8 protein-coding genes and 1 pseudogene are annotated in these 15,642 nt (G+C 73.3%); 6 read left to right on the top strand and 3 right to left on the bottom strand.

Annotated features, from left to right (window positions below; genetic code table 11):
- Positions 1-16: 16 nt before the first annotated feature.
- From ABZ953_RS12090 to ABZ953_RS12100, 3 genes and pseudogenes are all read left to right on the top strand, one after another.
- Entirely contained in the window at positions 17-1,435 is a 1,419-nt protein-coding gene (locus ABZ953_RS12090) for an FAD-dependent oxidoreductase (protein WP_361720829.1), read from the top strand.
- Between the two features lie 184 nt (positions 1,436-1,619).
- Positions 1,620-2,126 carry a hypothetical protein gene (locus ABZ953_RS12095; RefSeq protein WP_361720832.1) on the top strand — a complete coding sequence of 169 codons (507 nt, stop codon included), beginning with the start codon at positions 1,620-1,622 and terminating at the stop codon, positions 2,124-2,126.
- Positions 2,127-2,463: 337 nt separating this feature from the next.
- Positions 2,464-3,468: pseudogene (locus ABZ953_RS12100) on the top strand (chitinase); the annotation flags it as partial.
- On the opposite strand, the gene ABZ953_RS12105 reads toward ABZ953_RS12100, so the two are convergent.
- The 3 genes from ABZ953_RS12105 to gabT all read right to left on the bottom strand — a co-directional run bounded on the left by ABZ953_RS12105 (position 3,422) and on the right by gabT (position 9,213).
- Positions 3,422-4,132 carry a phosphatase PAP2 family protein gene (locus tag ABZ953_RS12105; protein ID WP_361720835.1) on the bottom strand — a complete coding sequence of 237 codons (711 nt, stop codon included), beginning with the start codon at positions 4,130-4,132 and terminating at the stop codon, positions 3,422-3,424. The pseudogene ABZ953_RS12100 and the gene ABZ953_RS12105 overlap by 47 nt on opposite strands.
- A gap of 69 nt (positions 4,133-4,201) precedes the next feature.
- Entirely contained in the window at positions 4,202-7,267 is a 3,066-nt protein-coding gene (locus ABZ953_RS12110) for an amidohydrolase family protein (protein ID WP_361720837.1), read from the bottom strand.
- Between the two features lie 611 nt (positions 7,268-7,878).
- Positions 7,879-9,213, bottom strand: coding sequence for a 4-aminobutyrate--2-oxoglutarate transaminase (gene gabT, locus ABZ953_RS12115; RefSeq protein ID WP_361720839.1), 1,335 nt, complete (start codon positions 9,211-9,213; stop codon positions 7,879-7,881).
- 299 nt (positions 9,214-9,512) lie between these two features.
- On the opposite strand from gabT, the gene ABZ953_RS12120 reads away from it, so the two are divergent.
- The 3 genes from ABZ953_RS12120 (at position 9,513) to ABZ953_RS12130 (ending at position 15,446) form a co-directional block, all read left to right on the top strand.
- Positions 9,513-11,711, top strand: coding sequence for an ATP-binding protein (locus tag ABZ953_RS12120; protein WP_361720841.1), 2,199 nt, complete (start codon positions 9,513-9,515; stop codon positions 11,709-11,711).
- A 303-nt stretch (positions 11,712-12,014) separates the two neighbouring features.
- Positions 12,015-13,709, top strand: a complete 1,695-nt coding sequence (locus ABZ953_RS12125; protein WP_361720843.1) for a PucR family transcriptional regulator — start codon at positions 12,015-12,017, stop codon at positions 13,707-13,709.
- A 291-nt stretch (positions 13,710-14,000) separates the two neighbouring features.
- Positions 14,001-15,446 (top strand): aldehyde dehydrogenase family protein, encoded by a 1,446-nt coding sequence (locus ABZ953_RS12130; RefSeq protein WP_361720846.1) that lies wholly within the window; start codon positions 14,001-14,003, stop codon positions 15,444-15,446.
- Positions 15,447-15,642: the final 196 nt, after the last annotated feature.

A 15,642-nucleotide genomic window follows, 5' to 3' on the forward strand; every position in this document is an offset into this window, starting at 1 on the left:
TGAAGGAGTGGAAATCATGGCCCCAAGCGCCATGACCCGTTGGACCTCGTCCCTCGCCGACGCCCGGCCCCTCTCGTACTGGCTGGACGACCCCGGCAGGCCCGCCCCCGAGCCCGCCCTGACCGGCGACGACCGGTGCGACCTGCTTGTCGTCGGCGGCGGGTACAGCGGCCTGTGGACCGCGCTGATCGCCAAGGAGCGCGACCCGCACCGCGATGTCGTCCTCGTCGAGGGCCGCGAGGCGGGCTGGGCCGCGTCCGGCCGCAACGGCGGCTTCTGCGCCGCCTCCCTCACCCACGGCATCGGCAACGGCCTGGCCCGCTGGCCCGGCGAGATCGGGAAACTGGAGGAGCTCGGCGCCCGCAACCTCGACGAGATCGAGGCGGCCGTCAAGCGCTACTCCATCGACTGCGACTTCGAGCGCACCGGCGAGATCGACGTGGCCACCGAGCCGCACCAGCTGGCCGAACTCCGCGAGATGTACGAGGAGATGGCGGAGCACGGCCTGGCGGGCGGCGCCGAACTGCTCGACGCGGACACCCTGCGCGAGCAGGTCGACTCGCCGACCTTCCTCGGCGGGCTCTGGGACCGCGACGGCGTCGCCATGCTCGACCCGGCCAAGCTGGCCTGGGGCCTGAAGCGGGCCTGCCTGGCGAAGGGGGTGCGCTTCTACGAGCACACACCCGCCCTCGAACTGGCCGCGTCCGGAGCCGGTATGGCGATTCGCACGCCGTACGGCAGAGTCTTCGCCGGGCAGGTCGCGCTCGCCACGAACATCTTCCCCTCGCTGGTCAAGCGCCTGCGCCCGTACACCGTCCCGGTCTACGACTACGCGCTGATGACGGAGCCCCTGACCGACGGGCAGCTGACGGCGATCGGCTGGAAGAACCGGCAGGGCCTCGGCGACAGCGCCAACCAGTTCCACTACTTCCGGCTCTCCGCCGACAACCGCATCCTGTGGGGCGGCTACGACGCGATCTATCCGTTCGGCGGCAAGGTGCGCGCCGAGTACGACGACCGCCCCGAGACCTACGCGAAGCTCGCCGGGCACTTCTTCACCTGTTTTCCGCAGTTGGAGGGGGTGCGCTTCACCCACGCGTGGGGTGGCGCCATCGACACGTGCTCGCGCTTCTCGGCGTTCTTCGGTACGGCGCACAAGGGCCGCGTCGCCTATGCGGCGGGGTACACGGGTCTCGGTGTCGGGGCCACCCGGTTCGGCGCCGACGTGATGCTGGACCTGCTGTCCGGCGAGCGGACGGAGCGCACGGAGCTGGAGATGGTCCGTACGAAACCGCTGCCGTTCCCGCCCGAGCCCTTCGCGTGGACCGGCGTCGCCCTGACCAAGTGGTCGCTCGCCCGGTCCGACGCCAACGGCGGCAAGCGGAACCTCTGGCTCAAGACGATGGACAAGCTGGGCCTCGGCTTCGACAGCTGAGCGGCCGGGCCGTCCGAGAACGTAACGGGCCACTGAGCGGGGCGTGCTCGACCGGCGCACGCCCCGTTCGCCCCCTGTGCCCCTCGCACCCCCAACCGGCAGCCGGAACCCGCGTAATGCGACGCCCCGAACCCCCTCTCCCCAGTGCACGCACTGTTGTCGTACGGGAGAGAGAGGTTCTGTCATGACTGGCTCGACTGGTCCGGGTGGCTCGACTGGTCCGGGTGGTCCGGGTGGTCCGGGTGGTTCGGGCGTGAGGGCGGCGGTCGAATGGCTGGCGTCGGCGGCGCCCGACCCGGACGCCTGCCGCTTCGAATGGGAGCGGAACCCCCTCGGGATCGCGCTCCTGCCGGCCGGGCGGCGCTGGGACGTGCTGATCCTGCCCGCCGAACTCGGCTATCCCACGCTCGACGTGCTGACCCGCTGCGTCGACCACCCCGGCCCCGTGCTCGCCGACTTCGGCGATGAGCGCACGGGGTTCTTCGTGCCGCCGGGCACGGTCTCGCGCTGGCTCGGTACAGGTGTACGCGGCGTCGGCAGCGGCACCTGGCTCGTCGTGCCCCACCCCGGCCGGCCCACGGGCGGCATCCGCTGGCTGGTCCCGCCGGACGGCTCCGGCACGCTCACGGACCCGGCGGTGCTTGAGCTCGCGATGCACGAGGCGGCGGCGTGGCTGGCGCGGGAGGGGTGATGCGCCGCAAGCGAGAAGTGAGTCGCCGGACTCCTTGACAACTCAATTGGTCTGGACCAAGTTAAGCGCGACCCGCCCTCCAATCCCCCCATGCCCGGAGGCAGTTGTGGACCGCTCCTTGTTGCCCCGAACCAGCGGCATCAGTGGCATCAGCGGCATCAGCCGTGTCAGCCGCACCAGCCGTGTCAGCCGCGTCAGCCGCATCAACCGCGCGACCCGCGTCGGACGTCTCGCCGCGGTCGCCGTCGCCGCCTGCGCGCTGACCGCTTCCGGCCTGCTCTCCACCCGCGCGACAGCGGCACCCGACCAGCCGGGCGCCGACCGGGCTCTCGCCGACCACGCCCTCGTCGGCTATCTGCACACCAGCTTCGCCAACGGCTCCGGCTATACCCGCCTCGCCGACACCCCCGACAGCTGGGACATCATCGACCTCGCGTTCGGCGAGCCGACCTCCGCGACCTCGGGCGACATCCGCTTCGGCCTCTGCCCGAAGACCGAGTGCCCGAACGTGGAGACCAAGGACGAGTTCAAGGCGGCCGTCAAGGCGAAGCAGGCCGCGGGCAAGAAGGTCCTGATATCCATCGGCGGCCAGAACGGCCAGGTCCAGCTCAAGACGGCGCAGGCCCGCGACACCTTCGTCTCCTCGGTCTCCAGGATCATCGACGAGTACGGGCTCGACGGCCTCGACATCGACTTCGAGGGCCACTCGCTCTCGCTCAACGCCGACGACACCGACTTCAAGAACCCGAAGACCCCGGTGATCGTCAACCTCATTTCCGCGGTGAAGACCCTCAAGGCCAAGTACGGCTCCGGCTTTACGCTCACCATGGCGCCGGAGACCTTCTTCGTGCAGCTCGGGTACCAGTACTACGGCACCGGAAAGTGGGGCGGCCAGGACCCGCGCGCGGGTGCGTACCTCCCGGTCATCCACGCCCTGCGCGACGACCTCACGCTGCTGCACGTCCAGGACTACAACTCGGGTCCGATCACGGGCCTGGACAACCAGTACCACTTCATGGGCGGCGCGGACTTCCACATCGCGATGACCGACATGCTGCTCACCGGCTTCCCCGTGGCGGGCGACAAGAACAACGTCTTCCCGCCCCTGCCGCCCCGGAAGGTCGCCATCGGCATGCCGGCGTCCGTCAACGCGGGCAACGGCCACGTGGCGACGGGCGAGGTCAACAAGACCTTGGACTGCCTGACCAGGGGCGCCAACTGCGGCTCGTACAAGACCCACGGCACCTGGCCGGACCTGCGCGGCCTGATGACGTGGTCGATCAACTGGGACCGCTTCAACAACTGGGAGTTCTCGAAGAACTTCGACGCATACTTCGGCTGATCACCACCAGCATCACCTGCAGCAGCGCCACGGACAGACACCAGCCCGCCACCACGTCCAGGGGCCAGTGGTAGCCCCTGCGCACCAGCCCGAACCCGACCGCGACGTTCAACAGGCAGCAGGCGATGACCAGTTCGCGGCGGCCGTACGCGCCGCGCAGCCAGGGCAGGACGAGCAGGACCGCCGCGCCGTAGGCGACCGTGGCCGTCACCGCGTGGCCCGAGGGGAAGTAGCCGTCGTGACCGGTCGAGCCGGGTGGCCCCGGGCGGTCGATCAGTGCCTTCAGCGGGGCCACGAGCGCGGGCACCGCGGCCATCGCGACGAGCGCGGCGGCCGCGGGCAGCCACCAGCGGTACGCACCGGACCGCCGCCCGCGCCAGGCCGTGTACGCGAGGACGGCGAGGAGCACCGGCACGGCCACCGTGACGTTGCCGAGGTCGGCGAGGAACTCGGCGGCACGGTCCGGCAGGCGGCTGCCGGTAAGGGTGCGCGCCGCGCGCTCGTCGGCGCGGCGCAGCGGCCCGTCGGCCACGACCTGCCAGCTGAGGAGCGCGAAGAGGAGCGCGCACAGGGAGAGGGTGAGGACGGGCCGCCGCGGCGCGGGGGCCCGGCTCTCCGGCGAGGCAGGCACGCCCCGGGGGCTCGGGGGCGGGGATGCAGACATGGGCCCCAGCCTGGCAGGAATGATCGCCCACGCGCGCGTGCGGGGCACGGCGCGCGGGCGAGGGCGGGATCAGTGCCCGTGGTCGCAGCACTGGCTCCGCAACTTCGCACCCGTACGGTCCCAGTGCGCCCGGTCCTTCGCCGCGACCCGCACCGCGGGCACGGAGTCGACCAGGTCCCGCTGCTCGTACGGCACGCCGCCCCGCATCACCGACACCGTCCGCACCAGCGAGTCGAAGTCGGTGAAGGGGTCGCCGTCGATGACTGCGAGGTCGGCGAGCTTGCCCACCTCAAGGGTGCCGAGGTCGCGGTCGAGGCCGAAGACGCGCGCGGGCGCGGAGGTCGCCGTGCGCAGCGTCCCGGAGACCGACATGCCGCCGCGCCGCAGGGCGCGCAGCCCGATGTGCACGCCCAGGCCGGTCGGGATGCCCGGGGAGTCCGTGCCGATGGCGATGAGCCCGCCGGCCGCCGAGATCCTGCGGTAGATGTCGATCTCCCGCGTGAGGGTGGCCAGTTGTGCCTCGGTGGGCGGCTGCGCCGCAAGGCCCTGAACCTGGGAGGTCTCCCACGGCGGCATGAGCCGGGTGACCCGCGGGTCCTTCGCGAGGCCCGGTGCCGCGCCGATCAGCGGGGTGGCCGAGAACGGCGTGGCGACCAGGTGGAAGTCGCCGGTGGCGGTGTAGATCTCCGTCACGTCCTGGTAGGCGAGCTCGCCCGCGGTGGTGGCGTGGCCGAACTCGGCCCGCTGCGTAGCCTGGAGGTGCGTCGTCAGGTCGTGGCCGAGCTGGATGCCGGGGGAGAGGTTGTGGCTGCCGCAGCGCACGCCGAGCTCCTCGTGCGCGAAGCGCGCGGCCTCCTCCATCACCCAGCCCGGGGCCCGGACGTAGGTCTTGACGAAGTCCCAGTCGAGGGCCTTGCCGCGCGAGAGGGTCCGGCGCAGGCCCTCGCGGGTCGCGTGGACACGGTTGTCCCAGGCGACGCGCGTCCCGTCGAGCACTTCGCTCGCGGTCACGAGCCGGGGCCCGGCCAGCTCACCGGCGGCGATGGCCTCGCGCAGCCGGGCCCCCTCGTATCCGGCGCCGCCCATCGACACGGTGCTCGTGACGCCGTAGGCGAGGAACAGGGCGGCCTGCCTGCCGCCGTAGACGTTCGGCTGCGGGTGCATGTGGGCGTCCCACAGACCGGAGATCACGGTGTGCTCCGCGGCGTCCACGCGGCGGGCGGCGGCGCGGCCGGGGCGGTGCGGTTCGACGGCGGCGACGCGGCCGCCGCGGATGGTGATGTCGACGTTCTCGCGGACGGTGTCGTCGTCGCCGCTGCCGTCCCAGAAGCGACCCGCGTGCACGACGGTGTCCTCGGCCGCGGGGCGCCGGTGGTCGAGCGGCAGCTTGACCGTGCGGACGCTGCCGTCGGCGACGGTGAGGAGCCGGAGACGGCCCGCCGACAGGTAGAGGACGTGGCGGCCGTCGCCCGACCAGGTGGGGTGGTCGGCCGCCTCGCCCGGGAAGGTGCGGGGCTTGCCGTCGGGGGTGCCGTCGGCGCGTACCGGCAGCAGCCACAGCGCGGACTCGACGACGGCGGCCATGTACCGGCCGTCGGGGGACCAGACCGGGCCGTTGCTGGTGCGGTCGGAGAGGGAGGTGTGCGGCGCCACCGCGTGGGTCTCGGCGGAACCGTCGGCGGTGTCGATGACCCGGATGAGGTTGTAGCCCTCGCGGAAGCGCTGGTTGATGCGGTTGCGAACGCTGACCGCGATCCGGCGGCCGTCGGGGGACCAGCTGGGCCTGCCGGATATCTCGCCGCCGGGCGGACCGGCGGCGAGCTTCTCCTCCTCGCCGGTGCGCAGGTCCCGTACCAGCAGGTTCGTCGCGAGGTCGAAGCAGGCGAGGCGGTTGCCGTCGGGGGAGAGCACCGGCTGGATCCGGCCGCCGGAGGCGAGCACCGTCTCCTTGCCGTCGGCCAGCTCCCGTCGGCGGACGGCGGGCATGCCGTCGCGGTCGTCGCAGTACAGCAGGGCCTTGCCGTCGGGCGTCCACGATGCCGCGTACAGGTATCCGGTCGCCTTGGCCCGGGTCACCCGGCGCGGTGCCCTGCCGCCCGAGACGTCTCCGATCCAGAGGGAGTTGAGGGCGGTGAAGGCGACCTGCTTGCCGTCGGGCGAGAGCACGGGCAGGTCGAAGGCGCGCACCGGGCGGCTTACGGCGCCGTCCAGATCGAAGGACTTGACCCGGTAGTCCGGGCGGTCGAGCGGCAGGGGCGCGGTGAAGGCGATGTCCTCACGGGTGCCGGGGGCGGCGGGCCGTACGACGGTGAAGTGGCCGTCGACCGTGAGGAGCAGCTCCCTGGAGGAGATCCAGCGGGGCGGCACGGGCGCGATGTCGCCGCCCACCGCCACGGTCTCGCCTGCCACGACGAGGGCGCAGCCCGCGTTCGGCGCGGCGGTCGTCCGCAGGTAGGCGAGCGTGCCGTCCGAGGAGACGGCCGGTGCGAGGAGCTGGTCGGTGCTGGTGTCGGTGTGTTCCACGGTGACGGAGCCGCTGCCGTCGGCGGCCACGGAGACGACGCCGCGGGCGTCGAGCGCGCCCGCCGTCACCGCCCCGCGGACGAACAGCACCCGCTTGCCGTCCGGCGCCCAGACCGGATCGAAGTCCTCCCACGCGCCGTCCTGCGCGGGCCCGGTCTGGCCGGGGCGGCCGGTCAGCCGGGTCAGCTCGCCGGTGGCCAGTTCCAGGGTCCAGATGCGGAAGGGGGCACCGGCCACCGGATCGCCGTCGCGCTCGGAGGCGAAGGCGATCCGCTTGCCGTCCGGCGACCAGGCGGGCCCGCGGCAGTCCCACGGGCCCTCGGTGCGCTGGGTCAGCTCGGAGCCGTCCGGCTTCAGCGTCCAGATCTGGAAAGCGCCCGAGCGGTACGCGCAGACGGCGATGAGCCTGCCGTCGGGCGAGTGCACGGGACGCGTCGGCTCCAGGTCGGCAGGGGTGAGCGGCACGGCCTCGCCGCCCTTGCGCGGCAGGGACCACAGCACGCCCTGCACCTCGGCGATCAGCCGGTCGCCCGCGAGGGATGCGGATCCGGTGGTGGCGGCGGTGAAGCGCAGCGAGGACCCGGGCGCGACGGCGCTCGCGGGCCCGCCCACGGGAACGGCGGCGGGAACCGCGTGTGCGGTCTGGAAGGGGTGCAGATCGCGGACCGCTGCATCACGCTGCGCACCGTCAAGCGCGCGGGGTACCTGCTGGACGCGCAGGGGCGGCGGTCCGGCCGGGGCCCGGTGTGAACGCGCCGAAGGGCTAGCGCAAGGGGGGGAGTGCGCTAGCCCTTCGGTGGTCGACCGGCCCGGCCTGTCCGAGCCGCTCCGCTTGCGCGAGTCCGGCGGGTGAGGCGTCGAGGCGGTCTTCCGGATCGGTGGTCCGCGCGCCCCGGGGGGTTTGGGGCGAGCGGCCGTCCGATCGGTGAGGAGTTCCGGAGTCGAAGACCCCGGGCGTGCGCTGAGGCACGACCAGGGCGGGGCTGGGGAAGCTCCGCCATGGTGCCGCTCACAGTCCCCTGTGGGCGGGTGTTTCTCTCATCTGCAGAAACCGTACGGCAGGTCATCGCGGGCCGACCAGACGCAACAGCAACCCGACATGGGGCCCCCACACCTTCTTCACATGCCCCGACGCCCGCCCCGGCCGGTACGGGGATCCGTGCGGAGATCCGTACGGGTCCCGCACGCCGGGTCGAGCGCCCCCGGGGTTCAAGGACAGGCCCTCAGACGCGGGAGAAGGCGCCCTCGATGATGTCGAGGCCCTCGTTCAGGAGGTCGTCACCGATGACCAGCGGCGGCAGGAAGCGCAGGACGTTGCCGTACGTGCCGCAGGTCAGCACGAGCAGGCCCTCCGCGTGGCAGGCCTTGGCCAGGGCGGCGGTGGCCTCCGGGTGCGGCTCCTTGGTCGTGCGGTCCTTGACCAGCTCGATGGCGATCATCGCGCCGCGGCCGCGGATGTCGCCGATGATGTCGAACTTCTCGGCCATGGCGGTCAGCCGGGCCTTCATGGTGGCCTCGATGTGCTTCGCCTTGGCGTTGAGGTCGAGCTCCTTCATGGTCTCGATGGCGCCGAGCGCACCGGCGCAGGCCACCGGGTTGCCGCCGTAGGTGCCGCCGAGGCCGCCCGCGTGCGCGGCGTCCATGATTTCGGCGCGGCCCGTGACGGCGGCGAGCGGCAGGCCGCCCGCGATGCCCTTGGCCGTGGTGATCAGGTCCGGGACGATGCCCTCGTCCTCGCAGGCGAACCACTGGCCGGTGCGGCAGAAGCCGGACTGGATCTCGTCCGCGACGAAGACGATGCCGTTGTCGTTCGCGTACTTCACGATCTCCGGCAGGAAGCCCTTGGCGGGCTCGATGAAGCCGCCCTCGCCGAGCACCGGCTCGATGATGATCGCGGCGACGTTCTCGGCCCCAACCTGCTTGCCGATCATGTCGATGGCCTGCTTGGCGGCCTCGACACCGGCGTTCTCGGCGCCGGTCGGCCAGCGGTAGCCGTAGGCGACCGGCACGCGGTACACCTCGGGCGCGAACGGACCGAAGCCGTTCTTGTACGGCATGTTCTTCGCGGTCAGCGCCATCGTGAGGTTCGTGCGGCCGTGGTAGCCGTGGTCGAAGACGACGACGGCCTGGCGCTTGGTGTGCGCGCGGGCGATCTTGACGGCGTTCTCGACGGCCTCGGCGCCGGAGTTGAACAGGGCCGACTTCTTCTCGTGGTCACCCGGCGTGAGCTCCGCGAGCGCCTCGGCGACGGCGACGTAGCCCTCGTACGGCGTGACCATGAAACAGGTGTGGGTGAACTGCTCGAGCTGCGCGGACGCCCGGCGCACCACGGCCTCCGCGGACGCGCCGACAGACGTCACGGCGATGCCGGAGCCGAAGTCGATCAGACGGTTGCCGTCGACGTCCTCGATGATCCCGCCCCCGGCGCGCGCGGCGAAGACGGGCAGTACGGAGCCCACGCCACCGGCGACCACGGCGGTACGGCGGGCCTGCAGCTCCTGCGACTTCGGACCGGGGATGGCGGTGACGACGCGGCGCTCCTGCGGAAGGGCAGTCATGGGGGCTCCTGGGGGGTGGGGCGACGATACGGACGCCGATACGGACGCTCTACTGCTTTCTTCGCAGGTTAGGGGCGAGGCCAAGGAGCGGGCATGCTCCATCGGGGAGTCGTCGGGCGTGGCGGTTGTCCGTGGTGGACATAGCGGGCCGGGCCGAGACGAGAGGCGCGGTGGATAGACGAGAGGCGCGGTGGATATTGGATCACCGCAGGTCCGGGCGCGTATTCGGTGAACTGGCCCTGCTGGGGCACTAGATTGACCCGCGAAACGACAGATCGGCTGGTCAGGGGGCAAGGGGCATGGACTCCGACGGCACGCACGACGCTCGCGGCACACACGCCACACCGGTGCCGCGCCCGGCGGCGCCTCCGCCCGGGTCCGCGGCGCCTCGGGCAGGGGCAGGGGCGCCTCGGACAGGGGCCGGGACCGGGACGCCCGGGGCGGGGCCGCGGTCGCCCGGGGTGCCGCCCAGGCCCGCGCAGGCTCCCGGGGCGGCTCCGCTGCCCGACGGGGCCGCCTTCCTCACCTGGCTGCGCGCGCCGCGGCCCACGGCCCTGCCCGGCATCTGGCGCTACGCGCACAAGCCGCGCCCGGAGCAGGAGCCGGAGGTCACCCCGACGCGGCAGCTCCTGAGCGGGGCGCTGATCGCCTTCCTCGTGGGGTGGCTGCTCTGGTCGCTGCTCTGGAACGGGTACCTGGGCGGCTGGTGGGTGCTGCCGCTCGAACTGTTCCTGCCCGACGCCTGGCTCCACAACGGCCGGATCGGCAACGCCTTCCTCTGGTACGGCTACTACACCGTCATCGTGCTCGGCATCATGATCGGCGTCGGCCGGATCGGCCGCTGGTCCGAGGTCTGGCGCCGGTTCGTCGCCCCCCGGCTGCGCCGCCCCGCCGCGCCCCCGCCGCCGCCCGCCCCCGAGGAGGACCCCGCCCACTGGCCGCAACTGCGGGCCGCGGGCGCGCAGGACGCCGCCGACCGGCTCGCCGCCGACGCGCGGGCCGGGCTGATGCGCGATGTCGACCACGCCCGGATCGCGCGGGCCTGGCGGTCCGTGCGGGCCGGTCGCAGCCCGCTCGACGCCTTCAGCGACGCGGTCGTACGGGACGGGGCCGGCGCCTGCATGCATCCGTCCGGCGACCGGGACCTGCCCCAGCGCGCCGCGCGCCACGACCTCGCCACGGCGCAGGTGCGGATCGGGACGACGGTCGACGACCCCCGTAACCCGTATGCCTACCGGGACACCGGGCTCGCGCTCGGGCCCGACCTGCTCGGCACCTCGCTGGTCGCCGTCGGTCCCGGCGGGTCCGGCAAGACCGCCCGCGTGGTGTGGCCGCTCGCCGAGTCGCTCTGCCTCGGCGCCCTCGCCGGGCGGGCCGCCGTCGTGGTGGTCGGCGCGGCGGGCGCGGGGCTCGGGCCCGCCGAGGACTACGACGTGGTGGTGCGGGTCGGGCACCCCGACTCCCTGTACGACCTCGACCTGTACGGCGGCACCGACGACCCGGACGAGGCCGCGGCCGTGCTCGCCGAGGCCCTCGTCGGCGACCTCGTCGACCCCCACCCCAGCGGTGACAGCCGCCGCTCCACGACCTGCCTCGCCCAGCTCCTCGGCCCCTGGCTCGCCGTCCACCGGCGCTTCCCCTCCGTACCCGAACTGCGCGCCCTGCTCGACGGCTCGCCCGGCCCGCTCGGCGCGCTGCGCAAGGCGCTGCAGCAGGCGGGACACGATGCGATGATCCGCGAACTCGACGCCCGCGAGCGCCAGTTGGGGCACCCCGGCGACCCCGGCGCGGTCCTCGCCGACCGCATCGCCCTGCTCGACAGGCCCGCCTTCGCCGCCTTCTTCGACACCTCGGGCCGCAGCACCCCCTTCTCGCTGCGGGCCCTCGACCACCCCGTCCGCGTCCGCATCGACCTCCCCGAGCGCGGGCACGCCGACGCCTCGCGCATCCTCGCCCGCCTCGTCCTCGCCCAGTTCACGGCCAGCGCCGCCGCCCGCGATGACCGCTCGCTCTTCGCCTGCCTCGTCCTGGACGACGCGTCCGGCACGGTCACCCCGGAGTCCGTACGCCGCATCCAGCGGCTGCGGTCCGCCAACGCGGGCGTCGTCATGACCCTGCGTACGCTCGACGACGTACCCCGTCCGCTGCGCACCCCCCTGCTCGGCGCGACCGGCTGCCGCATGGCGCTCTCCGGTCTCACCCCGTGGGACGGCCAGGACTTCGCGGAAGTCTGGGGCAAGGAGTGGACAGAGGCACGCGATGTCACCGACCGGCAGATCATCGCCGAGACCCCACTGGGCAAGACCGTGCACGCGTTGCGCCGTGTCATCACCGGCAACGCCCCGACGGCCCGCGCCGTCACCGTCCGCCAGGTCGAGCGCGAGCGGTGGTCCGCGTCCGAGCTGGCACACGGGGTGCCGCCGGGGCACGCGGTGCTCTCCCTGACCGACGTACGGGGCGAGTACGCGCCGCCGCTCCTCGTGGACCTGCGGGGCTGACGCCGCGCTGGAGTCTGAAGCAGGGAGGGAGGGGTACCCGGAGGGTCCATCGCGGGAGGGCTTCCGGATCGTCCCGTACGTGGTGTTCGGTCCCTGGCGCACCGTACGGTGAGGCAGAATCGACACAGGTCGTTCATACGGACCGGCCAAAAGATCCACATCGCGAAGATCCACATCGCGAAGATCGATATCACCAAGATCGATATCACCAAGATCGATATCGCGACGATCCACATCCCGGCACCCGCTCCCCGGGGGGCCGGGAAGCCCGCCCGCCCCGCCTGCCGCAGACCTGAAGGTCCCATGCCGCCCACGCTCGCCTCCCTCGTCCACCACTCCGCGCTCAAGCTGACCGTGCGCGCGGGCGAGGAACGTCTGGACGCCCCCGTGCGCTGGGCGCACGCGAGCGAACTCGCCGACCCCGTGCCCTACATGGAGGGTGGCGAGCTCCTCCTCATCACCGCGCTGAAGCTGGACGCCGAGGACCCGGAGGCCATGCGGCGCTATGTGAAGCGGCTCGCGGGCGCCGGTGTCGTCGGGCTCGGCTTCGCCGTCGGCGTGCACTACCCCGACATCCCCGAGGCACTCGTGGACGCCGCCACCGACGCGGACCTGCCGCTCCTCGCGGTGCCGCGGCGCACCCCGTTCCTCGCCATCAGCAAGGCCGTGTCGGCCGCCATCGCCGCCGAGCAGTACCGCGCCGTGACCGCGGGCTTCGCCGCCCAGCGCGAACTGACCAAGCAGACGCTGAGCGACGGCCCCGAAGGGCTGCTGCTCGCGCTCGCCGGGCAGGTCGACGGCTGGGCCGCGCTCTACGACGCGTCCGGCGCCGTCGTCGCCACCGCGCCGGAGTGGGCCACCCGCAGGGCCGCCCGGCTCACCGCCGACGTCGAACGCCTCAGGGAGCGTCCGGCGCCCGCCAGTTCCGTCGTCGCGGGCGCCGAGGACCGCGTGGAGCTGCACTCGCTCGGCGCGGGCCGCAGGCCGCGCGCCGCGCTCGCCGTCGGCACGGCGTCGACCCTCGGCACCGCCGAGCGGTACGCGGTGCACTCCGCCATCGCGCTGCTCACCCTCACCACCGAGCGCTCCCGCTCGCTGCACGCCGCCGAGCAGCGGATCGGCGTGGCCGTGCTGCGGATGCTGCTCGCGGGCGAGCCGGACCACGCGCGGACCGTCGCCGGGGACCTGTACGGCGGGCTCCTGGACGCGCCCTTCCGCCTGGTCGTCGCCGAGGTGGCGTCCGCGTCGGCGGCCCGGGTGCGGGCGGGCGCCGATGACAACGGCGACGGCGCGGGCGGGCAGGAGGGCGGCGCCGCGTCCGCCGCGGTCCTGGCCGCGGTGGCCGACGTCTCGGGCGGCGGCGACCCGCTCGCCGCGCTCGTCGACGTCGTCGAGGCCGCGGCCGCGCGCTCCGGCGAGGCGCTGCTCGTCGTCCCGTACGGGGAGCGGCTCGTGCTGCTCGTGGTGGACGGCGGCGCGGGCGCGCGGGCCTGCGCGCAGTACGCGGCCGCGCTGGAGGCGGGGCGCGGCGTCGCGGGGCGCGAGCCCGCCGCGTCGGGTGAGCAGGCCGAGCTGGTCATGGGGCTCTCCGCACCGGCCGGGCCGATCGCCGCGGCCACCGCGTACAAACAGGCCGAGCAGGCGCTGTCCGTCGCGCGGCGGCGCGGCCGTGCCCTCGTCGAGCACGAGGAACTGGCCGCGGGGTCCGTCCTGCCGCTGCTCGCCGACGACGCGGTGCGGGCCTTCGCGGACGGTCTGCTGCGGGCGCTGCACGAGCACGACGCGACCGGCCGCGGCGACCTCGTCGCCTCGCTGCGGGCGTGGCTCTCCCGGCACGGCCAGTGGGACGCGGCGGCGGCAGACCTCGGCGTCCACCGGCACACGCTGCGGTACCGGATGCGCAGGGTCGAGGAGATCCTCGGCCGCTCCCTCGACGACCCAGACGTCCGCATGGAGCTGTGGCTGTCGCTGAAGGCGACGTCGATGGGCTCGGACTGACGAGCGAGCCCCCGCAAGGGGCGCCCCTGAGGGGCGCGGGGAACTGCGCGCTCAGCCCCCACCGGCCCGAGGCCGAAAAGAATTGGGGGGCCGCCCCACCACACAAGGGGCGCGGGGAACTGCGCACCCAGCCCCCGCGGGCCCGCCGCCGAAGAAAAAGGGCGACACATACAAAGCGGCGCGAGGCCCCCGGCCAGTACTCCGCGTCGGACAAACGCCAGCCCCTCCGCCTACCCCTACCGTGAGGGACGTACCCCCAGACACACCACCGCGGAAGGGCCGGGAATCGACATGACTTCCATCCACGCCTTCTGGCTCGCCGGTCGCCAGACCACCGGCGAGACCACCCTCGACGTCACCTCGCCCTGGGACGGACGGATCGTCGGCAAGGCCGCCGTCCCGACCGACGCCCAGGTCGAGGAGGCCGTCGCCGCCGCGTACGCCGTGCGCGACGAGTTCGCCGCGACCCCGGCCCACGTCCGCGCCGCCGCCCTCGCCCACGTCTCGGACCGCCTCGTCGAGCGCACCGAGGAGATCGCCCAGCTGATCTCCGCCGAGAACGGCAAGCCGATCAAGTGGGCCCGCGGCGAGCTCGGCCGCGCCGTCTCCGTCTTCCGGTTCGCCGCCGAGGAGGCCCGCCGCTTCAACGGCGGTGAGGCCCAGCGCCTGGACACCGACGCCGGTGGCCAGGGCCGCCTCGCGCTGACCCGCCGCTTCCCCAAGGGCGTCGTCCTCGGCATCGCGCCGTTCAACTTCCCGCTGAACCTCTGCGCGCACAAGATCGCCCCGGCCATCGCCGTCGGCGCGCCGATCATCCTGAAGCCCGCGCCTGCCACCCCGCTCTCGGGGCTGATCCTCGGCGAGCTGCTCGCCGAGACCGAGCTGCCGGCCGGTTCGTGGAGCATCCTGCCGGTCGCCAACGACAAGATGCCCGCCCTGGTCCAGGACGAGCGCATGCCGGTCATCTCGTTCACCGGCTCCGAGAAGGTCGGCTACGCGATCATGGACTCGGTGCCGCGCAAGCACTGCACCCTGGAGCTCGGCGGCAACGGCGCGGCCGTGGTCCTCGCCGACTACGCCTCCGACGAGGACCTCGACTGGGCGGCCTCGCGCATCGCGACGTTCTCCAACTACCAGGGCGGCCAGTCCTGCATCTCCGTGCAGCGGGTCATCGCGGACGCCTCCGTCTACGACCGCCTGGTGCCGCGCGTGGTCAAGGCCGTCGAGGCACAGGTCACCGGCGACCCGTCCGACCCGAAGACCGAGGTCGGCCCGCTGGTCAACGAGGACGCCGCCAAGCGCGTGGAGTCCTGGGTCGACGAGGCCGTCGCCGCGGGCGCGCGGCTGCTCGCGGGCGGCAAGCGGGACGGCGCCGCGTACGCGCCGACCGTGCTCGCCGACGTACCGGCGGACACCACCCTCGCGTACGAGGAGGTCTTCGGCCCCGTCCTCACGCTGAAGAAGGTGGACGGCGAGGACGCCGCGTTCGACGCCGTCAACGACTCCAAGTACGGCCTCCAGGCGGGCGTCTTCACGCACGACCTGCAGACCGCCTTCCGCGCGCACCGCGCCCTCGAGGTCGGCGGCGTGGTCATCGGCGACGCCCCCTCCTACCGCGCCGACCAGATGCCGTACGGCGGCGTCAAGCAGTCCGGCGTGGGCCGCGAGGGCGTCCGCTTCGCGATGGACGACTACACGTACGAGCGCGTCATGGTTCTGACGGGCCTCGCCCTGTAGCCCCCACGCCCCCGAGGAACAACGGCCGGAGCCCACTGTGCGGGGGCTCCGGCCGTTCTCGTAGGGCGAGTGGGCGGGCGCGGCCGCACGGGTGCGCAATGCGCCGAACGCTGCGCGAGGACTGGTGGGCTCGGGGCGGATCGGGTACCAACGATCCAGTAGCACCAGTCAGTAACCGACCGGGCACAGCCGGGCC

The organism is Streptomyces sp. NPDC046465, from assembly GCF_040646035.1.
Lineage (GTDB): Bacteria > Actinomycetota > Actinomycetes > Streptomycetales > Streptomycetaceae > Streptomyces.